This window comes from Rugamonas apoptosis (genome assembly GCF_014042355.1).
Taxonomy (GTDB): Bacteria; Pseudomonadota; Gammaproteobacteria; order Burkholderiales; family Burkholderiaceae_D; genus Rugamonas; species Rugamonas apoptosis.
In genome coordinates, this window is record NZ_JACEZU010000001.1 from 480,663 (window position 1) to 501,171 (window position 20,509).

Annotated in this window: 23 protein-coding genes and 1 tRNA gene; 10 read left to right on the top strand and 14 right to left on the bottom strand. The window is 65.6% G+C overall.

Translation table 11 applies throughout. The annotated features are described in order from the left end of the window. Nucleotides 1–53 precede the first annotated feature (53 nt). The gene (locus H3H39_RS02125; protein WP_182151600.1) at nt 54–566 is read left to right on the top strand and encodes a DUF1579 family protein; all 513 of its coding nucleotides are present in this window, start codon (nt 54–56) and stop codon (nt 564–566) included. A gap of 27 nt (nt 567–593) precedes the next feature. After that, on the top strand, nt 594–1,001 hold the full coding sequence (locus H3H39_RS02130; RefSeq protein ID WP_182151601.1) for a TfoX/Sxy family protein: 408 nt from the start codon (nt 594–596) through the stop codon (nt 999–1,001). Between the two features lie 57 nt (nt 1,002–1,058). Here H3H39_RS02130 and H3H39_RS02135 read toward each other — a convergent pair whose 3' ends face one another. The 3 genes from H3H39_RS02135 to H3H39_RS02145 all read right to left on the bottom strand — a co-directional run bounded on the left by H3H39_RS02135 (nt 1,059) and on the right by H3H39_RS02145 (nt 3,275). Then, nucleotides 1,059–2,012: an NAD(P)H-dependent flavin oxidoreductase gene (locus tag H3H39_RS02135; protein WP_182151602.1), complete on the bottom strand. Its 954-nt coding sequence runs from the start codon at nt 2,010–2,012 to the stop codon at nt 1,059–1,061. Nucleotides 2,013–2,129: 117 nt separating this feature from the next. After that, entirely contained in the window at nt 2,130–3,038 is a 909-nt protein-coding gene (locus tag H3H39_RS02140; protein WP_182151603.1) for an MBL fold metallo-hydrolase, read from the bottom strand. 15 nt (nt 3,039–3,053) lie between these two features. Further along, complete coding sequence (locus tag H3H39_RS02145; RefSeq protein WP_182151604.1) at nt 3,054–3,275, bottom strand: DUF1289 domain-containing protein; 222 nt, start codon at nt 3,273–3,275, stop codon at nt 3,054–3,056. A 204-nt stretch (nt 3,276–3,479) separates the two neighbouring features. Here H3H39_RS02145 and H3H39_RS02150 point away from each other — a divergent pair, with 204 nt between their 5' ends. From H3H39_RS02150 to H3H39_RS02160, 3 genes are all read left to right on the top strand, one after another. Then, the gene (locus H3H39_RS02150; RefSeq protein WP_182151605.1) at nt 3,480–3,893 is read left to right on the top strand and encodes a ribbon-helix-helix domain-containing protein; all 414 of its coding nucleotides are present in this window, start codon (nt 3,480–3,482) and stop codon (nt 3,891–3,893) included. A 52-nt stretch (nt 3,894–3,945) separates the two neighbouring features. Further along, on the top strand, nt 3,946–5,415 hold the full coding sequence (locus H3H39_RS02155) for an extracellular catalytic domain type 1 short-chain-length polyhydroxyalkanoate depolymerase (protein WP_229217821.1): 1,470 nt from the start codon (nt 3,946–3,948) through the stop codon (nt 5,413–5,415). 90 nt (nt 5,416–5,505) lie between these two features. Next, nucleotides 5,506–6,327 (top strand): alpha/beta fold hydrolase, encoded by an 822-nt coding sequence (locus tag H3H39_RS02160; protein ID WP_182151606.1) that lies wholly within the window; start codon nt 5,506–5,508, stop codon nt 6,325–6,327. A gap of 7 nt (nt 6,328–6,334) precedes the next feature. Here H3H39_RS02160 and H3H39_RS02165 read toward each other — a convergent pair whose 3' ends face one another. Genes H3H39_RS02165 through H3H39_RS02190 form a run of 6 tightly spaced genes read right to left on the bottom strand, consistent with a single transcriptional unit; the run spans nt 6,335 to nt 11,954 of the window. Then, entirely contained in the window at nt 6,335–6,619 is a 285-nt protein-coding gene (locus H3H39_RS02165) for a SemiSWEET transporter (protein WP_182151607.1), read from the bottom strand. After that, nucleotides 6,609–7,772, bottom strand: coding sequence for a response regulator (locus tag H3H39_RS02170; protein WP_182151608.1), 1,164 nt, complete (start codon nt 7,770–7,772; stop codon nt 6,609–6,611). The genes H3H39_RS02165 and H3H39_RS02170 overlap by 11 nt, the downstream gene beginning before the upstream one ends. A 22-nt stretch (nt 7,773–7,794) precedes the next feature. Then, nucleotides 7,795–10,851 carry a hybrid sensor histidine kinase/response regulator gene (locus H3H39_RS02175; protein WP_182151609.1) on the bottom strand — a complete coding sequence of 1,019 codons (3,057 nt, stop codon included), beginning with the start codon at nt 10,849–10,851 and terminating at the stop codon, nt 7,795–7,797. Between the two features lie 24 nt (nt 10,852–10,875). Continuing rightward, nucleotides 10,876–11,109 carry a cysteine-rich CWC family protein gene (locus tag H3H39_RS02180; protein WP_182151610.1) on the bottom strand — a complete coding sequence of 78 codons (234 nt, stop codon included), beginning with the start codon at nt 11,107–11,109 and terminating at the stop codon, nt 10,876–10,878. Then, the gene (locus H3H39_RS02185) at nt 11,106–11,357 is read right to left on the bottom strand and encodes a zf-HC2 domain-containing protein (RefSeq protein WP_182151611.1); all 252 of its coding nucleotides are present in this window, start codon (nt 11,355–11,357) and stop codon (nt 11,106–11,108) included. Before H3H39_RS02185 ends, H3H39_RS02180 begins: the two co-directional genes overlap by 4 nt. Before the next feature lie 21 nt (nt 11,358–11,378). Beyond that, nucleotides 11,379–11,954 (bottom strand): sigma-70 family RNA polymerase sigma factor, encoded by a 576-nt coding sequence (locus H3H39_RS02190; RefSeq protein ID WP_182151612.1) that lies wholly within the window; start codon nt 11,952–11,954, stop codon nt 11,379–11,381. 143 nt (nt 11,955–12,097) lie between these two features. Here H3H39_RS02190 and argB point away from each other — a divergent pair, with 143 nt between their 5' ends. Both argB and H3H39_RS02200 read left to right on the top strand, forming a co-directional pair. After that, nucleotides 12,098–12,991: an acetylglutamate kinase gene (gene argB, locus H3H39_RS02195; protein WP_182151946.1), complete on the top strand. Its 894-nt coding sequence runs from the start codon at nt 12,098–12,100 to the stop codon at nt 12,989–12,991. 53 nt (nt 12,992–13,044) lie between these two features. Beyond that, nucleotides 13,045–13,119 (top strand) — tRNA-Thr (locus H3H39_RS02200). A 47-nt stretch (nt 13,120–13,166) separates the two neighbouring features. Here H3H39_RS02200 and H3H39_RS02205 read toward each other — a convergent pair. Then, nucleotides 13,167–14,111: a TraB/GumN family protein gene (locus H3H39_RS02205; RefSeq protein ID WP_182151613.1), complete on the bottom strand. Its 945-nt coding sequence runs from the start codon at nt 14,109–14,111 to the stop codon at nt 13,167–13,169. A 32-nt stretch (nt 14,112–14,143) separates the two neighbouring features. Between H3H39_RS02205 and H3H39_RS02210 the strand changes: the two genes are divergently transcribed. From H3H39_RS02210 to pabB, 3 genes are read left to right on the top strand one after another with little or no spacing between them, the layout of a single operon-like run. Beyond that, nucleotides 14,144–14,869, top strand: coding sequence for a pyrimidine 5'-nucleotidase (locus H3H39_RS02210; RefSeq protein ID WP_311196830.1), 726 nt, complete (start codon nt 14,144–14,146; stop codon nt 14,867–14,869). Between the two features lie 33 nt (nt 14,870–14,902). After that, nucleotides 14,903–15,478, top strand: a complete 576-nt coding sequence (gene slmA, locus H3H39_RS02215) for a nucleoid occlusion factor SlmA (RefSeq protein ID WP_182151614.1) — start codon at nt 14,903–14,905, stop codon at nt 15,476–15,478. Between the two features lie 12 nt (nt 15,479–15,490). Beyond that, on the top strand, nt 15,491–17,314 hold the full coding sequence (gene pabB / locus H3H39_RS02220) for an aminodeoxychorismate synthase component I (RefSeq protein WP_182151615.1): 1,824 nt from the start codon (nt 15,491–15,493) through the stop codon (nt 17,312–17,314). A 72-nt stretch (nt 17,315–17,386) separates the two neighbouring features. Here the strand turns inward: pabB and H3H39_RS02225 are convergent, their stop codons facing one another. From H3H39_RS02225 to H3H39_RS02240, 4 genes are all read right to left on the bottom strand, one after another. After that, nucleotides 17,387–18,154, bottom strand: coding sequence for a class II aldolase/adducin family protein (locus tag H3H39_RS02225; RefSeq protein WP_182151616.1), 768 nt, complete (start codon nt 18,152–18,154; stop codon nt 17,387–17,389). Nucleotides 18,155–18,223: 69 nt separating this feature from the next. After that, nucleotides 18,224–18,583 (bottom strand): DUF1428 domain-containing protein, encoded by a 360-nt coding sequence (locus H3H39_RS02230; RefSeq protein ID WP_182151948.1) that lies wholly within the window; start codon nt 18,581–18,583, stop codon nt 18,224–18,226. Nucleotides 18,584–18,698: 115 nt separating this feature from the next. Beyond that, complete coding sequence (locus tag H3H39_RS02235) at nt 18,699–19,874, bottom strand: esterase/lipase family protein (protein ID WP_229217822.1); 1,176 nt, start codon at nt 19,872–19,874, stop codon at nt 18,699–18,701. Between the two features lie 17 nt (nt 19,875–19,891). Further along, nucleotides 19,892–20,497: a glutathione peroxidase gene (locus tag H3H39_RS02240; RefSeq protein ID WP_182151617.1), complete on the bottom strand. Its 606-nt coding sequence runs from the start codon at nt 20,495–20,497 to the stop codon at nt 19,892–19,894. Nucleotides 20,498–20,509: the final 12 nt, after the last annotated feature.

Below are 20,509 nucleotides of genomic sequence, written 5' to 3' on the forward strand. Positions count from 1 at the left end.
AGTCCATATTCCCCTATCGTCTGGTCCATCCAAACGCGAACCGTTCCCGAACCATGCGCATTTCCACCACTTTCCTGTTCGCCAGCGTGCTGGCGACGGCCACCGCCCACGCCGCCCCGCCACCCGCCCCTGCCGACGCCCGCCCCGCCCTGTTGAAAGCGCTGGACGGCGACTGGGTCATGACGGGGGACGTGATGGGCAAACCGGTGCGCTACAACATGGCCGCCACGCCCGCCCTGAACGGCACGTTCACGGAAATGCACATGAAGGACGTACAGGTGCCGGCCAAATACGAGGCGCGCGTCTTCATCGGTTACGACCAGGGCAGCCAGGCCGTCATTGCGCACTGGATGGATAGCTTCGGCGCCAAGGGTTCGATTCCTCACGCGACCGGCAAGATGACGGACCACACCATCGAATTCACCTTCCCTTACGCCAGCGCGCCTTTCCGCGACACGCTGAGCTACCAGCCGGAATCGGCGTCCTGGACGCTTGAGATCGAATCGGCCAAGCCGGACGGTACCTGGAAGCACTTCGCGCGCTACGAAATCCATCGCCCGCAATGAACATCGCGTGCGTGAAGGGAACTGACCATGGTATCGCCTGATTTCCTGAGCTATCTGTCCGACGTGCTGGCGCCGCTGGGGAGCGTGCGCAGCAAGCGTATGTTCGGTGGCGTGGGGATTTACATCGACGGCCTGTTCTGCGCCATCATTCTGGACGACTGCCTGTACTTCAAGGCTGACGACGACAATGAAGCCCAGTTCCGTGCCGCCCACTGCGTGCAGTTCACCTACCAGAAGCTGGGCGAGACGTGCGCGCTGCGTTACTACCGCGTGCCCGACGAAGCGATGGATGACGCCAGCGACATGCTGCGCTGGGCCAGGCTGGGCATGGCGGCCGCCCTGCGCAAACAGGCGCAGCCCCAGACGAAAAAGAAAAAATCATCAAGCGTGGGCGGCAAGCGGCGGGCCGCGCGCGTGGACGACCCGAGCAGGTAGCGCCGAACTCCGCTGGCGAGCGGGCTGCGGGCTGGCGCACCAGCCTGCCAGCGCCAGCTACAGGCTCAGCCGCGCGCGCGCCGCGTCGTATTCGCGTTTCAGGCGCGCCACCATCTCGGCCGTGGTGGGCACGTCGTCCATCAAGCCCACGCCCTGGCCAGCGCCCCAGATGTCGCGCCACGCTTTGGCGCTGCCGGAACCGAAGCTCATGGCGCTCTTGTCGGATTCCGGCAGCGCTTCCGGATCCAGCCCGGCGGCGAGGATGGATTTCTTCAGGTAGTTGCCGTGCACCCCGGTGAACAAATTGGTATAAACGATATCCGCAGCGGACGACGCCACGATCGCATCGCGGTAGCTGTCAGCCACGTTGGACTCCTTGGTGGCCAGCCAGCGCGAGCCGATGTAGGCGAAATCGGCGCCCATGGCCTGCGCCGCCAGGATAGCGTCGCCGGTGGCGATAGAACCCGACAGCGCGATCGGCCCCGAGAAGAACTTGCGCACCTCGCCCACCAGCGCGAACGGCGACAGCGTGCCGGCATGGCCGCCGGCGCCGCTGGCCACCAAAATCAAGCCATCCACGCCCGCCTCCAGCGCCTTTTGCGCATGGCGGATCGAGATCACGTCATGCAGCACGATGCCGCCGTAGCTGTGGATGGCGTCCAGCATTTCCTTGGGCGGCGCCCGCAGCGACGAGATGATGATGGGGACCTGGTGTTTGACGCACACCTCCACGTCATGCGCCAGCCGGTCGTTCGAATGGTGCACGATCTGGTTGACGGCGATCGGCCCCACGCGCTGGTCCGGATGCGCGCGCTGGAACTCGGCCAGCTCGGCCTGCAAATCCGTCAGCCAGGTGTCGAGCAGCTCGGCCGGGCGCGCGTTCAGGGCCGGGAACGAGCCGACGATGCCGGCCTTGCACTGGGCCGCCACCAGGGCCGGGCCGCTGGCGATGAACATGGGGGAGGCGATCACGGGGAGCGTGAGGTTCTGCAACACTGCTGGCAAGGCCATATCGAACTCGCTGACGGAAGTGGATGGAAGTGGATAAAAACGGCGGTCGAACGATTATAGACCGCAAACCGAACGGTCGTGCGGGTAACGGAGGAGGCGCGCTACAGCGCCCCGCCGCTAGTCGTTAAGTAAGTACTCACCCTCGACGTGTGCCGCGCTACCCTTGACCAGCTGGCCCACCGCCCATTGCGCCAGTTGCTCCGGCGTCTGGCGCAGATAGCGCGTATTGGCGGTCGCGAACACGGGCATGGACAACAGCATCTGCGGCAATTCGGCCAGGGCGATGCGCTGCCGTTCCAGCAGCAGGAACTTGAGCAGCACCTTGATCGCGTTCTGCGCGTTGCGCACCGGATCGGCCTCCAGGTAATCGACCCGCGAGCGGGCCCGCGCCAGCGCGCCCTGCACGTCCGTGAACGGCGCGCCGTGGCCGGGGATCACCAGCCGCACGTCCAGCCCTTCGATCAGGTCCAGCGTGGCGCGCTCCTCGGCGAAGCCGGACTCGCCGTCCAGCTCCGGGAAGATCACGCCAAAACCGTTCTCCCACAGCGCGTCGGCCGAGGCCAGCACGCGGTGCTCAGGACAGTAGAAAATCAGCGAATGGGGATCGTGGCCGGGCGCACCCAGGGCGCGCCATTCCATATCGGCCAGCGTCAGCACGTCGCCGCAGGAGATGGTGCTGTCGAAGCTGAAGCGCTCGCACTGCTGGCCGGTGGCCTTGAAGCTGAGCGCCTCCACGTCCCAATGCCGCACCTTGTCCGCCTCCGCCGCCGGAATCGCCGTATTGCAGCCATAATGGGCCTGCAGGATGGCGTTGCCGCCGCAGTGGTCGGAATGCAGGTGCGTGTTGAGCAGCCGGTCCAGATGGCGGCCGTGCAGCCCGTGGCGCACCAGCGCCAGCGTCTGCGGCGCATGGGTCAGGTAGCCGCTGTCGATCAGGGCCGTGTCGTGGCGGCCCACCAGCAGGATGTTGTTGGACGAGAGCCAGCCGCGCTCGAACACCTGGATCGAATCGGGTAATCCATGCATGCCTGCCACCTTCCCTTAAAAGTCGATCAATGCCTCGCGGCGCCGGATTTCCGCCCACACGCCGCGCTTGTACGTGTCGTCCGCCTTGGACCAGGCGATGATTTCCTCGAGGGTGCGCATGCAGCCGAGGCAATAGCCCGTCTCGGGACTCATCTTGCACAGGCTGACGCACGGTGATGGTACCGGCGTGGCCAGTTCGGGCACGGTAGGAGCGGTGGTGGACGGTGTTGAATTCATATTGCTGTATTGTTAACGAAGAAATGCGTCCATTATGCCGTGCCGCAGGCGCGGCGGCCCGACTATTTCGATGCGTCACCATAACGCAAAGCGGGAAATCGCGCTTGACCTGCCACGTCATGGGGCTATACTACCATCCATGTAGATGGTGGTTGGATGGCTACCAGATGCCAGCAACCAAACCCAAGCGCCGCACGGAGACATATGGCCAAGCAAGAGCTGAAGCTCAAAACGAGCGAATCGGAAAAAATCACCATCAATCTGGGACCAATCGACCTGGGACAAATCGATTTACTGGTGCAGGAAGGGTTTTATTCCAACCGCACCGACCTGATACGCACGGCGATCCGCAACCAGCTCAATGCCCACGCGGACGTGGTCAAGCAGACGGTGGCGCGCAAAAGCCTGGTGCTGGGCATGCAGCACTATTCGCGCGCCGACCTGGAAGCCATCCAGGCCGCCGGCCAGCGCCTGCAGATCCAGGTGCTGGGGATGGCCAGCATCGCCAGCGACGTCTCGGTGGAACTGGCGCTGGCCACCATCGAATCGATTTTCGTGCTCGGCGCGCTGCACGCGAGCACCGTGGTCAAGACCGCCCTGGCCGGGCGAATTCACTAACGCGCCTGTCCACCAGTAGTCCGGATGGCGCAGCATTGTTGAAGGACGGCTTATGAAATTCGATTCCACACTGCTGGCGCAAATGCGCGCCGCGACCAACAAACTACTGAACAAGGGACCGGCCGCCGCCACGGCGGCCATCCAGCAGGCGCTGAACGGCCTGCGCGGCACACCGCGCGCCACCACGCCAACTACGCCAGCCATGCGCGACATTAATTCACCGCCCGCCAGGACGGAGGACGCATCCGATGCACACGGCCATGGTACGGACGTGGCGGTGGAGGACGCCGTCTGCGTCGATGCGCGGGCCGATCACGACGTTCACAACGCCGCCGACGCTCCCGGTGCCCGAGGCGCACCACGCGCACCAAGCGCCGCCGACGCCCGGCAGGCCGCCGCCAGGACCGCACCACAACCGCCGCCGGACGCATCGTTCCACCCAGCCGGTGCCGCGCCCGATCCGGCCACCCACCCCATCGAGTATGCGCAGGACCTGCTCAACCGCATGGGCATCGCGGTCGATATCCAGGCCGGGATCAACGGCGCCCTGCCGTCCGGCTTGAAGAACTTCGAACTACCGAAGTTCGACGTCGCCAACCTCAACCTGCCGCCATTGGACCTGTCCGGCCTCGACCTGCCCGGCTACGACGCGCCCCGCGCCGCGCCGGCCCCGTTGCCGCCGGGCGCGCAATTCATCACGGGCAGTTACGCCAACCACGCAGGCGAGCGCAAATACAAGCTATACATCCCGTCCAGCTACAACGGCCAGCCCATGCCGCTGCTGGTGATGCTGCACGGCTGCACCCAGAACCCGGACGACTTCGCGGCCGGCACCCGCATGAACGAAGTGGCCGAGGAACGCCAGTTCCTGGTGGCCTATCCCGAACAGACCAGGCAAGCCAACAATGGCAAATGCTGGAACTGGTTCAACGCCATCGACCAGCAGCGCGGCCAGGGCGAGCCATCGCTGATCGCCGGCATCGCTGAACAGGTCAAGCGCGATTACCGCGTGCTGGACGGGCAAGTGTACGTGGCGGGCCTGTCGGCCGGCGGCGCCATGGCCGTCATCGTGGGCACGCTGTACCCGGACGTATTCGCGGCCGTGGGTGTGCATTCCGGTCTGCCATATGCGTCGGCGCAGGATTTGCCGTCGGCGCTGAGCGCCATGAAGCGCGGCACCGGCGCAAACAAGGCCTCCGGCGGCAGCCTGCCCATCATCGTGTTCCACGGCGACCGCGACACCACCGTCCACCCCCGCAACGGCGAGGCGGTGATGGCGCAGCGGCTGAACGGCAACGCGGCGGCCAGCGTGCCGTCGGTGCAATCGGGCAGCGTGCCCAACGGCCACCGCTACACCCAGACTACCCACCGTGGCGACGATGGCAAGCCCGTGGTCGAACACTGGGTGGTGCACGGCGCGGGCCACGCCTGGTCCGGCGGCAGCGCGCAAGGCAGCTACACGGACGGCAAAGGGCCCGATGCGAGCCGGGAGATGATGCGGTTTTTCAGCACGGTGAGCTGATGGGGTGGTGACGGCAAAGCGCTGCGGGCTGTTATGATCGGCAGTACTTCAACAGCCATGCTGCATCATTTGCTGAACTAACCCGCCGCGATGAATACTTCCAATCCAACGACCTCCGACCACTGGATCGCCACGCCGCAAGGCCGTCTGTTCGCCCGCAGCTGGACGCCAGCCGCGCCAACGGACGGCCGCGCGCCCATCGTGCTGCTGCACGATTCGCTGGGCAGTATCCAGTTGTGGCGTTCCTTTCCCGCCGCGCTGGCGGCAGGCAGCGGCAGGCAGGTGATCGCTTACGACCGGCTGGGCTTTGGGCAGTCCGATCCGCGCAGCGACGACATCGGCATGGATTTCATTGAGGAGGAAGCGGCCATGTATTTTCCGCTGGTACTGCGCCATTTCGGCCTGCAGCGCTTTGTCGCGATGGGCCACAGCGTGGGCGGCGGCATGGCCGTGCATTGCGCGGCGCGCCATGCGGATGCCTGCCAGGCGTTGATCACGGAATCGGCGCAAGCGTTTGTGGAAGACCGCACGCGGGCCGGCATCGTCGAGGCCAAGGCATCGTTCCAGCACGAGCAAGCATTCGCACGGCTGCGCCAATACCACGGCGACAAAGCCCGTTGGGTGCTGGATGCGTGGACGGAGACCTGGCTGTCTCCCGCGTTCGCGCCCTGGTCGCTGGACCAAGTGCTGCCGTTGGTGCGCTGCCCAACGCTGGTCATGCATGGCGGCGACGATGAATATGGCTCCCCGCAGCAGCCCGAGCGCATCGCCGGTTTGGTCGGCGGCCCCGCACAAGTGGCGATCATGCCAGGCCTGCGCCATGTGCCGCACCGCGAAAAGGAGGGCGCGGTGGTGGACCGTATCGCGAGCTTCCTGGCGACCGCCATTCCGCCACGGCAGGTATCAAGCTGAATCCGGGCTAAACGCTGCGATCCTCCGGTGCCACCCGCTCGAAATGCCACTTCATCCCAAGCACACTGAGCGCCAGCAGCAAGGTAAGGGCGTTGGCGATGATGATGGGCCAGGCCGTGATCATCACGCCATAGCACAGCCACAGGAACACGCCCAAGCTGAAGATCGAATACATGCCGATCGAGATACCGGCGGCGGCGCGTTGCCGCCATACCAGCCACACCTGCGGAATAAAGGAACAGGTGGTGCAGCTGGCCGCCGCGAATCCCAGCATGTCTGTGTCAATTTGCATCTGCTACTTTCGTAAATAATTCCAGCGTTTCGCGCTTGCGCTCCATGTCCTGGTCGGAGTCGGCATACTGTTTCGCGATCGCGATAAATTCGTCCTGCAAGGCCAGGAAGGCGTCCACCATGTCCGGGTCGAAGTGCTGGCCACGCCCGGCCGTGATGATGGCCACGGCCTCCTCGTGCGACATGCCTTCCTTGTACACGCGGCGGCTGATGAGGGCGTCGTACACATCAGCCACCGCCATCAAGCGCGCGGAGATGGGGATGGCGTCGCCCGCCAGTCCTAGCGGATAGCCGCTGCCGTCCCACTTCTCCTGGTGGCCGTAGGCGATCTCCTTGGCGTACTTGAGGAAGTCCACCTCGATGCCCAGTTCACGCTCGGCCGTCATGATGGCGTCGCGCCCCAGCGTGGTGTGGGTCTTCATGATCTCCATCTCGTACGGCTCGAAGCGGCCCGGCTTGAGCAGGATGCGATCCGGGATGCCGACCTTGCCGATGTCGTGCAGCGGCGCGGACTTGAACAGCAGTTCTATCGTCTCGTCGGTCAGGAAGGCGGCGAAGCGCGGGTTGGTGCGCAGCCTTTCCGCCAGCGCCTTGACGTAATGCGCCGTGCGGCGGATATGGTTGCCCGTCTCGCTGTCGCGCGTTTCGGCCAGCGACGCCATGGTGTGGATGGTCACATCCTGCAGCGCCACGATCTCGCGCGTGCGCAGCTCCACTTCCGTCACCAGGAACTGGTTCTGGTCACGCAGGAAGTCGTGCACCCGCTTCATGGACAACTGGGTCTTGATCCGCGCCAGCACGATGGGCGCCGATACGGGCTTGGTGATGTAGTCGACCGCGCCCAGGCTCAGGCCCAGCTGCTCGTCGGCCACCTCGCTCATGGCGGTGACGAAGATGACGGGAATATCGCGCGTGGCCGGATCGGCCTTGAGCGCCTTGCACACGTCGTAGCCGCTCATACCCGGCATCATGATGTCGAGCAGGATCAGGTCCGGCTTGGCCTCGCCCCGGGCGATCTTGAGCGCGCGCTCGCCGTTGACGGCGATCTTGGTGCGGTAATCGTGTTCCAGCACGGCGCACAGCAGGTCGATGTTGTCCGGCGTGTCGTCCACCACCAGGATGGTCGGCTTGGCTTGCAATGGGGTGGTCATCATCTTCCTCGGCTAATACCGTATTTTATAGCGATATTTGCAAGGCAGTCGCGACACCGCGCAATTCGTCGAGCGCGCCCTCGAAATCGTATTGCGCCAGCATGCGGCGCAGCTGGCGTGATGGCTCGCCTTGCCCGGCCGCCGTCAACATGGGGCACACGCGATCGAGCAGCTTGACGGCGGCCGCATCGTCCTGCGCCAGCAGCCGCGCCATCTCGCGCACTTCGCCGGCCAGCACGGCCGGATCGGCGGGCGCCGGGGCCGCAAGCGCCGCTTGCCCCGCCTGCGCGGCCGCAGGCGCCGCGGCGGCCGTGCCGCGCAGCGCCATCGACACCCGCGTCACCATCTCGCCCAACTCCTGGCCCATGGCGGCGAGGGCCGCATCGCGCCCCTCCTCCACGCCCTGGGCCAATATCTGTTCCACCTTGGCCGCCGCGTCGGCCAGCGCCATGGCGCCGATATTGCCCGCCAGGCCCTTGACGGTGTGGGCCTCGCGCGTGGCCGCCGCCAGGTCGTTGTTATCCATCGCATCGGCGATGCGCTGCATGGCGTCGATCTGGGTTTCCACGAATCGGCTTAGCAGCTTGCGCATCAAGGCCGCGTTGCCGCCCACCCGCTGCAGCGCCGCTTCCATTTTCAGGCCGGCGATGGCGGGCAGCGGCTGCGCTTCCGGCACGGCTTCCGGCGCGGCCGGTTCCGGCGCCGGTACGCGCGGCTTGACCCAGCGCGCCAGCGTCGTAAACAGCTGCGCCACGTCGATCGGCTTGGCGATGAAATCGTTCATGCCGGCCGCCAGGCATTTCTCCTTGTCGCCCACCATGGCGTTGGCCGTCATGGCGATCACGGGCAAGGCCGCGTGGCGCACATCCTCGCGCAGCTTGCGGGTGGCGTCGTAGCCATCCATAACGGGCATCTGGCAGTCCATCAGCACCCCGTCGTAATCGTTGGCGGCGAGCCTGGCCAGCGCCAGGGCGCCGTTGCTGGCGATGTCGACCCGCACACCGGCGTCACTCAGGATCTGCTGCGCCACCTCCTGGTTCACTTCATTGTCCTCCACCAGCAGCAGGTAAGCCCCGCGCACGGCCAGTTCGGCCTGGCGATAGCTGTCGTCGCGGCGCGCCTTGCGGCAGCGCCGCAAGTCCTGGCCGAACACGGTGGAGATCGAATCGAGCAAGGTCGAGGCGCTCACCGGCTTGCTCAGCGTGGCTTCCACGGCCAGGTCGTGCAGCTCATCGAGCAGGGCGTCGCGGCTGTAGGCGCTCACCATCACCATGGCCGGCGGCGCCGCCCCCGCCGCCTCGGCCTCGGCGCGGATCGCCTTGACGGCGGCGACGCCATTCATGCCCGGCATCTGCCAGTCCATCAGCACCACGCGGAACGGGCGCCCCTGCTCGCGCGCCTGCGCCACCGCGTACACGGCGTGGGCACCGCTATCGGCCGCCGCCGCGTCGAACTTCAGGGAGCCCAGCATGCCGAGGAATATCTCGCGCGCGCTGGCGTTGTCGTCCACCACCAGCACCCGCAGGCCGCTGACGTCGGGCAGCGGCTGCGGCGGCTCCTGCTGGCCAACCCCGAAGCGGGCCGTGAAGTAAAAATTGCTGCCCACGCCGGGCTGGCTGTCCAGCCCGATCTGGCCATCCATCATTTCCACCAGCCGCTTGCTGATGGTCAGGCCCAGGCCCGTACCGCCATGGTGGCGCGTGGTGGAGGCATCGGCCTGGGTGAAGGCGCGGAACAGGCGCGACTGTTGTTCCGGCGTGAGGCCGGGGCCCGTGTCGCGCACGTCCACCCGCAACGTCACGTGTTCGGCGCTCCGCTCCAGCACGCGGATAGTGACCACGATCTCGCCCTGTTCGGTGAACTTGATGGCGTTGTTGGTCAGGTTGATCAGCACCTGGCCGAAGCGCAGCGGATCGCCCAGCAGCGCGTGCGGCACGTCCGGCGCCACGTCGAACAGCAGCTCCAGGCCTTTTTCCTGGGCCCGCATCGTGGACAGGTCGGCGATGTTGCCCATCACGTCTTCCAGGAAGAAGTCGACCCGCTCGAAGGCCAGCTTGCCCGCCTCGATCTTGGAGAAGTCGAGAATGTCGTTGATGATGCCCAGCAGGTTGCGTGAGGCCGATTCCACCTTTTCCAGGTAATTGCGCTGCTTGGGCGTGAGGTCCGTTTGCAGCGCCAGATGGGTCATGCCGATGATGCCGTTCATCGGCGTGCGGATCTCATGCGACATATTGGCCAGGAAGTCGGACTTCATCTTGGTCGCGTCCTCGGCCGCCGTCACGGCATGCCGCAGTTGCTGTTCGGCCGCCAGGCTGGCCGTCATGTGCTTGAGCGCCTGCAGCAGTTCGCCTGTCTCGTCGCGCGAGGTGACCTCGATCACGGAACTGAGATCGCCCTGCCCGACCCGGGTGGCGATGGCGATGGCCGCCTCCAGCGGCCGCGTGATGGAACGGGCCGAGATGGCGAAACTCACGCCCACCGCCAGCGCCGCCACGCCCATCAGCGACATGATCAGCAGCGAACGGTTGATGTCGGCCCGGGCGCGGTCGGCGCTGGCCATCACCTGGCGCTGCTGCACGCCGTCCAGGGTCTTGATCTGCTCCAGCAGGTGGTTCAGCGCCGGCAGCGCCATGGTGTTCATCTTCGCCTCGGCGGCGTCGCGCTCCTCGGCTTCCACCAGGTCGGCCACGGCGATGAAGGAATCGTAGTAGGCTGCACGGGCCAGCTTGACCCGCTCGATCTGCAACCGCGCCTCCGGGGTGGCGTCCAGCACGGCCAACCGGTCCAGCTGGGCGTCGATCTCGCGCTTGATCTGGTCAATGCGGGCGTAACTGTCCACCCGCTGCCGCTTGTCCTTCTGGATGATGAGGGTGACGATGCGGGTGGCCGCTTCGCGCGACTGGGTGTCGATAATGTTGATGGCAGTGGCGGCGGCCCAGTCCTGGCTCAGGATATGGTCGGCCTCGGCGCGGATGGCGTAGATGCGGCTCACGCCGATCACGATCACCCCCATCATCAGCAAGATCAGGATCGCGTAACCGATGCTGACCCGCGCCCGGATACGGATATCGCTGAAACGCATGCGGCTTTCCTTCGCTACGGTGAATTATTCGGGTTTGGTGGCGGTGGCGGTGGTGGGGCCGGCGGCGCTGGCGGCGCTGCCTGAGATATGGTGCCGCAGGCAATCGGGGCACCAGCACGACGGGTCGGCGGCCGGTGCCAGCACTTCAGTCGAGGGCACCGGCATCACCAGCGGCAGGCTGGCGCACCAGCAGGGATCGGCGCCACCGTCGGCCATGGCACAGGTGAAGCTGGCGCCGCAACGCGTGCACACGCTCATGGCTGGCCGTCCTTGTCGCTTGGGTTGGTGGGGCCGGGCGGCGCGTCCATGTCCAGCGGGAAGCCGCGCATGGCCTTGCGCAGCAGCGACATCTGGCCGTTGAAGCGGGTGCAGGCGTCGCACACCATCAGGTGCAGCCGCATGCGGGTGCGTTCGACCAGCGACAGCTCGCGGTCCAGTCCTTCCGACACCAGCCGGTGCACTTCGCGGCAGGTAGGCTTGAGGCGGGTTTTATGTGTATCCGTCATCGCAGGCAGTCCATGGCACGGTCAGGCGGTCTGGCGGTTGCCAAACCAGTTCAAATCCAGGCATTCACGCAGGCGCATGCGGGCCCGATACAGGAGTACCCAAGCATTAGACGTGGTAATCGCCAATTCCTTACAAATTTCGTCCGTTTCCAGCTCCAGCCACTCGCGCATCATGAAAATGCGGGCCGTCTTGGCGGGCAGCTTCTCCAGGCACACCTCCAGCACCTTGAAAAAGTCCTTTTGCTCCAGCGTGCGGTCCGGATCGCCCCAAGCCAGCGGTTGTTCGCGGGTGTGGCCGTCGGCCAGGAACAGCGCGTCGATGGCGTCGTCCTCGGACTGGTCGTCGCAACTGTCGATCTGGCGCTCGCGGGTGCTGGCGCGCAGGTTGTCGATGATCTTGAACTTGAGGATGCCCGTCACATAGGTGCGCAGCGACGACTGGCCGGCGAACCGCTCGGGTTTTTCCAGCACGGCGATCAGTGCGTCCTGGACGGCGTCTTCGGCCAGCGCCTGGTTGCGCAACTGCAGATGGGCGAATCGGACCAGCAGGGGCCGCATCGCTTCCAGTTCGCGGTGGAGAGTGGGAGTGGGGGTCATAAGGGCTCAGACTATCGGATGATCTCTGAAAATACAACACGTTGGCCCTATAATGCGTACTTGAGCACAGCTGCAGGCTGTAAAATCGCAAAAATCTTAATTCCGGACCCGCCATGACCCACCTGACCAACCTGAACCTAGGCATGAATGACGACCTGACTGCGGTGGCGCCGCAGATCAAGGCCCAAATTCTGGCCGAGGCGCTGCCGTACATCCGCAATTTCCACGGCAAGACCATCGTCATCAAATACGGCGGCAACGCGATGACCGACGAACGCCTGAAGCACGGCTTCGCGCGCGACGTCATCCTGCTCAAGCTGGTGGGCATGAATCCGGTGGTGGTGCACGGCGGCGGGCCGCAGATCGACAATGCCCTGAAAAAGATCGGCAAGCAGGGCACATTCGTGCAGGGCATGCGCATCACCGACGAGGAAACCATGGAAGTGGTGGAGTGGGTGCTGGGCGGCGAAGTGCAGCAGGATATCGTGATGTTAATTAATCACTACGGCGGCCAGGCAGTGGGCCTGACCGGCAAGGACGGTGGCCTGATCCGCGCCCGCAAGATGGCGATGCCGGACAAGGACAATCCGGGCCAGTTCCTCGACATCGGCTTCGTGGGCGAGATCGACGCCATCAACCCGGCCGTGGTCAAGGCGCTGCAGGACGATGCGTTCATCCCCATCATTTCGCCGATCGGCTTCGGCCAGGATGGTCAGGCTTACAACATTAACGCGGACGTGGTGGCCGGTAAGATCGCCGAAATCCTGAAAGCCGAAAAACTGATCATGATGACCAACATCGCCGGCGTGCAGGACAAGCAGGGCAACCTGGTGACGGACCTGTCGGCCCGCGAGATCGACGAGATGTTCGCCGACGGCACCATCTCGGGCGGCATGCTGCCTAAAATTTCATCGGCGCTGGACGCCGCCAAGTCCGGCGTGAACACGGTGCACATCATTGACGGCCGTATTGAACACTCTTTATTGCTCGAAGTCTTGACCGAACAGGCTTTTGGCACTATGATCCGTTCGCACTGAAAAAACGGCGACGCGTTGCGCACCGTTCTGACAGCGCGTCGCCACATCAAAATGCCCTTGTAGCTCAGTGGTAGAGCACTCCCTTGGTAAGGGAGAGGCCACGTGTTCAATCCACGTCAAGGGCACCATCCGCAGCACAGTTCGCACTCCCCTCCGCAGCCCCCTTCCCCAGCAGTCAGTAAATCCGCTCCACCGCCAGTCCGCGCTTGCGCAGCAATTCCGGCACGCTATTCGTTCCCACCAGATGCAACACCCCGATCGCCGCCAGGCTGTTCGTTTCGCGCGCCAGCAACGCCGCGATGCCATCGGCCAGGCCCGGATTGCGCCCATCCAGCAGCACCCGCTGCACGAAACGGCCTGAGAAGGTGTCATCGTCGGCCGCCTTGCGCGCCAGCGTGTCGAGCGCCGTGGCGTCGGCGGCGCGCCATGCTTCAGCGATTTCGCGCGCCTGGCTGCTCTGCTGGTGGTCTTCGATGGCGGCGATGCCCTCCTGCAGGAAGCGCGACTGCTCCTCGATCGTCATGCGGTCGAACAGCGCCATCTGGCTTTCCGGCGATTCCAGTTCCAGCACCGGCAGCTTGCGCTGGTGCGCCTGGCGCGCCAGCCAGGCGTCCACCGCCAGCGCCGTGTCGTAGCCCTGGGCCGAGAATTCGCTCACCGTCAGCACGCTGGCCAGCAACCAGGGCTTCATGCCGGCCACCGTGTCGGAATCGAGCGCGTACTGGCGCAACAGGCGCTCCAGGCGCGGCCGGTATGGCGCCGGCAAGGCCGCCTGCGCGTTGCCCGCGCCGCGCGCGTACATGCCGTACTGCTGCACCGCCTGCGCCATGCGGGCCGGGTCGGCCAGCGGATCGATCTCCAGCGCCAGCACGGAAGCACGCTCCAGTGCGCCCAGCACGCGCGCTTCCAGCGGATAGAAATCGGGCGCGCCGACGTGAATGGTGCCGAACAAATACAGGGTGTGGCCATCGCGCGCCACCTTGAACAGGGCGCCGTGGTTTGGTGTGGCCTGCTGATTGGCCGGCTGGCCCGCCTGCGGCTGCGCGCCCTCCTGCGCCAACAGCGGATGGGGGGCAAACCAGAACAAACTGCAGAACAACACTATAATCTGGCGTCGCATGCTTTCCTTTGCTGCTATTGATCGAGACGTCCGTGAATATTAACCGCAACCCGCCCGTGTGGCTGTTCGATCTGGACAATACGCTGCACAACGCCTCGCATGCCATCTTCCCGGCCATCATGGCCAACATGAACCACTACATCGCCCGCGTGCTGGGCGACGGCACCACGCCGGCCAGCCAGGACGCGGTCAACGCGGCCCGCACCCTGTATTGGCAGCGCTACGGTGCCACCCTGCTGGGATTGGTCAAGCACCACGGCGTGCGGGCCGAGCACTTCCTGGCCGAAACCCACCACATGCCCGAGCTGACGGCCATGATACGGGCCGAACGGGGCCTGCGCCACCTGCTGCGCCGCCTGCCCGGCCGCAAAATCCTGCTGACCAACGCACCGCACGGCTATTCCACCCAAGTGCTGCGCCACCTGGGCCTGCACCGCCATTTCCAGCACCATGTGGCGGTGGAAGCGATGCGGGTGCATGGCCAGTTGCGGCCCAAGCCGTCCAAGCTGCTGCTGCGCCAACTGATGCGGCGCCACGGCCTCACGCCCGGCCGCTGCGTGCTGGTGGAGGACACCCTGGCCAACCTGCGCAGCGCCCACGCGCTGGGCATGCGCACGGCCTGGATCACCCAATACCTGCGGGTGGGCGACGCGGTGGGCCTGGCCCATCCCGCCAAAACGCTAAATCGCCCCGGCTATGTCGATGTCAAAGTAAAATCTGTCAGGCATTTGCCCGCGCGCCTGCACCGGCTGCGCTGACGCGGGTTTTTTCATCCTTCCTATCGAGATCACATGGCAAGCACACCGCCGGGCCAGCGCCGGATGCAAATTCTCCAGGCCCTGGCCGAGATGCTGGAACAACCCAAGGGCGACAAGATCACCACCGCCGCGCTGGCGCGCAAGCTGGCGTTTTCCGAGGCGGCCCTGTACCGCCACTTCGCCAGCAAGGCCCAGATGTTCGAAGGACTGATCGAGTTCATCGAAACGTCCGTGTTCAGCCTGATCAACCAGATCACCGAGCGCCAGGACGACGGCATGGCGCAGGCGCGCGACATGGTGGCCATGCTGCTGCAATTCGCCAGCAATAATCCCGGCATGACGCGGGTCTTGATCGGCGATGCCCTGGTCAACGAGGATGAGCGCCTGCAGCAGCGCATGAACCAGTTCTACGACCGCGTGGAACTGGCCCTGAAACAGGCGCTGCGCGCGGCCGCCGCCGAAGGCCAGGCGCCAGAGGCCGAAGTGACGGCCCGCGCCGGCATGCTGACCAGCTTCGTGCTGGGCCGTTGGCACCGCTACGCCAAGAGCGGCTTCAAACACCATCCGGCACAGGACGCGGCGCTGCAGATCGCCCTGCTGCTGGCGTAACACGACATCGAAATGACCCCTGAAGTATTCGCCCTGCTGGACGACGCCAGCCCCGATGGCAGCACCCATGCCCGTTCCCGCCTGTACACGGGCCACTGCGCCACCCTGCGCTGCCGCGACATCGCGCACTGGCCGGCGTTGCTGGAACAGATGCAAACGGCGCTGGCGCGCGGCCAGCATGCCGTGGCCCTGTGCACCTACGAGCTGGGCGAACACCTGCAAGGACTGAGCGTGGCCGAGGCCCAGCCAACGCCACTGGCGCAGGTGCTGCTGTTCGACCAATGCCAGTTGCTGTCGGCGCCAGAAGTGGGCGAATGGCTGGCGGCCCGCTCCTTCCCCATCGAACGCCCGGCCGGCATCGCCGCCGTGCGCGCCAACGTGGACCAGGCGGAATTCACGGCGGCGCTGGACCGCATCCACGCCTACATCGAAGCGGGCGACACGTATCAGGTCAACTACACCTTCCGCTTGCGCTTCGACGCCTTCGGCAGCCTGCCCGCCCTGTACGCGCGGTTGCGCGCACGCCAGCCCGTGCCCTACGGCGCGCTGGTGGCGCTGGACGATGGCACGGCCGTGTTGTCGCTGTCGCCGGAACTGTTCGTGCGCCACGCGGACGGCCTGCTGACAGCGCGCCCCATGAAAGGCACGGCGCCCGCCGCACCGGCGGCCCAGCAGGACGAAAACGCGCGCCGCGCCGCCGCGCTGGCGGCCGATCCCAAGAACCAGGCCGAGAACCTGATGATCGTCGACCTGCTGCGCAACGACATCGGCCGCGTGGCCCAGACGGGCACGGTCGACGTGCCGGCCCTGTTCGAAGTGCGCCGATACAGCGGCGTGCTGCAAATGACCTCCACCGTGCAGGCCCGCCTGCGCGAGGACGCCACCCTGGCCGACATTTTCGACGCGCTCTACCCCTGCGGCTCCATCACGGGCGCGCCCAAGCGCCGCACCATGGAGATCATCCGCGAGCTGGAGCCGAACCGGCGCGGCCTGTACACGGGCGCCATCGGCTGGTTCGAGCCGACGCAAGGACGGCCGGTGGGCGACTTCTGCCTGTCGGTGCCGATCCGCACCCTGGCCCTGCAAGCGGAAGCGGACGGCGTGCGGCGCGGTGAAATGGGCGTCGGCGCCGGCATCGTCTTCGACAGCGACGCCAGCGCGGAATATGCCGAATGCGCGCTCAAGGCCCGCTTCCTGACGGGGCTGGACAACGACTTCGAGCTGTTCGAAACCCTGTACGCCACCCGCGAAGACGGCATGCGCCACCGCGAACGCCACCTGGCGCGGCTGGCCGCATCGGCCGCCTACTTCGGCTACCCCTGGGACACGGCCGCCGCCAACGCCTACCTGGACGCCACCCGCGCCGCCCTGCCGGCCGGCCAGCCATGCCGGGTGCGGCTGGCGCTGGCGCCATCGGGCGCATTCTCCATCCAGCACGCGCCGCTGGCGCCGCTGGCTGAGCCCGTGCGGGTGCTGCTGGCGCCGGACACCACCAGCGCCAGCGACCTGTTCCTGCGCCACAAAAGCAGCGTGCGCACCCGCTACGACGCGGCCTGGCGCGAAGCGGAAGCGCAAGGCGCATTCGATACGCTGTTCTTCAACGAGCGCGGCGAGTTGACGGAGGGGGGGCGCAGCTGCGTGTTCGTCAAACTCGACGGCCAGTGGTGCACCCCGCCCCTGGCCAGCGGCGTGCTGCCGGGTGTAATGCGCAGCGTGATGCTGGACGATCCGGCCTGGCAGGCGCAGGAACGCGTGATCACCCGCGCCATGTTCGAGCAGGCGCAGGAAATCGTGCTGTGCAACGCGCTGCGCGGTCCTATCCGCGCCGTGCGCTGACACCCTGTTGGTCAACGTGCCAGCCCCTGGGGTCTGCCCCTGTCATCTCCGCGACCGGCTGAAATAACAGGCTCAATCAGCGTAACCAGGATTGGCGCGGTCCAGCCGCCGCAACAGGCCGGGCCAGGCCAAGGGGCCGGGACGCACGCCGCGCGTGGCCACCTTGATCTGCTCGCGCACGCCGTCCAGCACTGCCTGCGGAATGTGCACCAGCGGCCCGCCGCCGGATTGCGCCCGCAATTGAATCGTGCAGGCGCTCTCGAAGAAATACATGGCCACGAAGGCATCAGCCGGCGTGGCGCCCACCGTCAGCAAGCCGTGGTTGCGCAGCATTAAGTAGGTGTGGTTGCCCAGGTCACGCACCAGGCGCGGCTTCTCGTCCGGATTGAGCGCGATGCCTTCATAATCGTGATAGCCGAGCGACGACAGCACGCCCATCGACTGCTGCGAAATGGGCAGCAGCCCCTCGCGCTGGGCCGACACGGCCACCCCGTTCACGGAATGGGTGTGCATCACGCAATGGGCGTTCTCGCGCGCCGCGTGCACGGCGCTGTGGATCACGAAACCGGCCGGGTTGATGTCATACGGCGACTCGCTGACCTTGTTGCCTTCACCATCGATCTTGACCAGCGAAGACGCCGTGATCTCGTCGAACATCATGCCGTAGGGGTTGATCAGGAAATGGTGCTCCGGCCCCGGCACGCGGGCCGAGATGTGGGTGAACACCAAGTCGTCCCAGCCGAACAACGCCGTCAGGCGGTAGGCCGCCGCCAGGTCCACCCGGATTTGCCATTCTTCCGCCGATACCGTGTCCCGCAAGCTGCTGCCGGCAATGCTCATGTCGTCCTCCGCAAGGTGATGTGGTCGCTGATTCTCCAGCATACGCGCATCGCCCCGCGATTCACAGCCTCACATGTCGACCATCATCTGGAAGCCGCCGAAGAACATGCGCTTGGCGTCGAACGGACAATTCTTGGGGTCCATGTATTCCTTCATGCGCGGGTCCTGCATGATCTTGTCGTTGATCTCGTCGCGCTGCGCACGCGACTCGTAGATGATCCACGAGAACACCACCACCTCGCCCTCCTCCAGCAGCACGCTTTGCGGGAACGAGGTCAGCTTGCCGGGCTTGACGTCGTCACCCACGCATTCGCGAAACTCGAGCGCCCCGAGTTCCTTCCAGATGGCGCCACAAGCGCGCGACATTTTTTCATACGCATCCAGCTTGTTCCTGGGCACCGGCACCACAAATCCATCCACGTAAGCCATGATCGCCTCCGTCATAGTTGATTCAAACAGCGTAGGCAACGATGATCAAAAAGACAAACAGAAATGCGCTATCGTGCGCGCCAGGACGGCCGGTTTCGGCGGCCGCCTGAGCAGGCTACAGCCAGTCCAGCAGCAACTGCGCCACCTCGGGCGAATTGAGCAAGTCCATGTGATTGCTGCGGTACACCTTGGCTTGATGTTCCGGCGCGAAATCGAGCTGGCGCTTCTTGTGGGAATGCTGGCCCAGCGCGCTGGCCACCGGCACCAGGCCATCGCCCGCCAGCCGCGCGCCCTCCTCGGCGGACGGCCTGCTGATGGTGGCCGCCACCGCGTAGCACGCCACATGGGACGGCAACGGCACCGTCAGCGGCAACGCGCTGCCGTGTTCGAAGCGGTCCTTGCCATTCCAGTCCTCGTCCAGCAGGCTGCCGTGGCGCAAGTCCGTGATGCCGGCGCTGCGGATCTTGCCCAGCCGCGAGAACGGCGCCGTGTAGCTGCTCATGCCCGTGATCACGTGAAACCAGTTGCCGCCCCGCTCCAGCGGCGCGCCATGGTGGGGCGAACCGAGGCAGACCAACTTGCTCAGCCGCTTGAGCCACTTCTGTCCATCCAGCTGGCCGTAGTGACAGGCGCTGCGCGCCACCAGCCCGCCCATGCTGTGGCCGACGATCACCAATTCCTTGACGGGCACCGGCCACTTGGCCAGCAAGTCTTCCAGCTGAGCGGCGAACTCGCGCCCGTTCTCTGAAATGTGGCGCCCGCTGTTGTAGTGCAGGTAGACTGGCGTGTAACCGCGTTCGCGCTGCAAGGCTTCGCCATGGTCGTAGCCGGCGCGCCGCCATTGCAGGTCGTTCATGCACAAACCGTGCACCAGCACCAGCACGCGGCCCGTGACGGCGCCCGCCTGCGGCACGAACGGCGCGCCGTCGCGCCGGAACTGCATCGGTATCCGCAAGGGATTGTCGGTCTCGGCCAGGTAATCGCCCAGCACGCCGTTGACGGCGGCCAGCAACGGTTCACGGCCAGCCCAGCCGCTGCCTTCGCCCAGCAGCGGCTCCAGGCGGCTCAGCACGCCATCCATGCCGCCGCCCACCAGCCGCGTCACCCCGCGCACACCGCTGTAGACCAGCGAGGTGACGCGCGCCAGCGGCCTGGCCACGGCGCCCGGCGCCTGCGCGATCACGTTCAAATGGACTTCTTCGGCCAGGTCAGCCACGCCCGTGACGGCGCTGATGGTCAGGCGCGACAATCCGAGCAGATCGGCCGCATGGGAGACTTTGTTGGACATCATCGTGCGGCCCCTATGGTTTATTGCGCCAGCGCGTGTTCAACCGCCGACACCAATTCCTTGTCGGTGGGCGTGACCTTGCTGGGGAAGCTGTCGACCACCTTGCCGTTGCGGTCGATCAAATACTTGTGGAAGTTCCACGCCGGCGCCTTGCCGGTAATCTTGATCAGGTTGACGTACAGCGGATTGGGATGGTCGCCATGCACCACGGACTTGGCGAACATGGGGAACTTGACGCCATAAGTGTTGTAGCAGAAATCGGCGATCTCCTTGCTGTTGCCCGGCTCTTGCTTGCCGAAATCGTTCGACGGGAAGCCCAGCACCACCAGGCCCTTGGGCGCGTACTTCGCGTACATGGCCTCCAGCCCTTCGTACTGATTGGTAAAGCCGCAGTAGCTGGCCGTATTCACCACCAGCACCACCTTGCCCGCGTACTGGCACAAGTCCTGCGGCATATCGTCCTGCAGGCGGTTGAAGGTCTGCTTGAGGATGGCGGGGCAGCTGCCGGCGGCGGCCGAGGCCACAGGTGCGGCGGGCGCGGCGGGTGTGGCGGCGTGCGCCGGCGTGGCGCCCAGCAGGGCGGCGCAGCTCAGCGCGAAAATCGCTTTAGCGGTCATTGGGAACATGTTGGCAGCAAC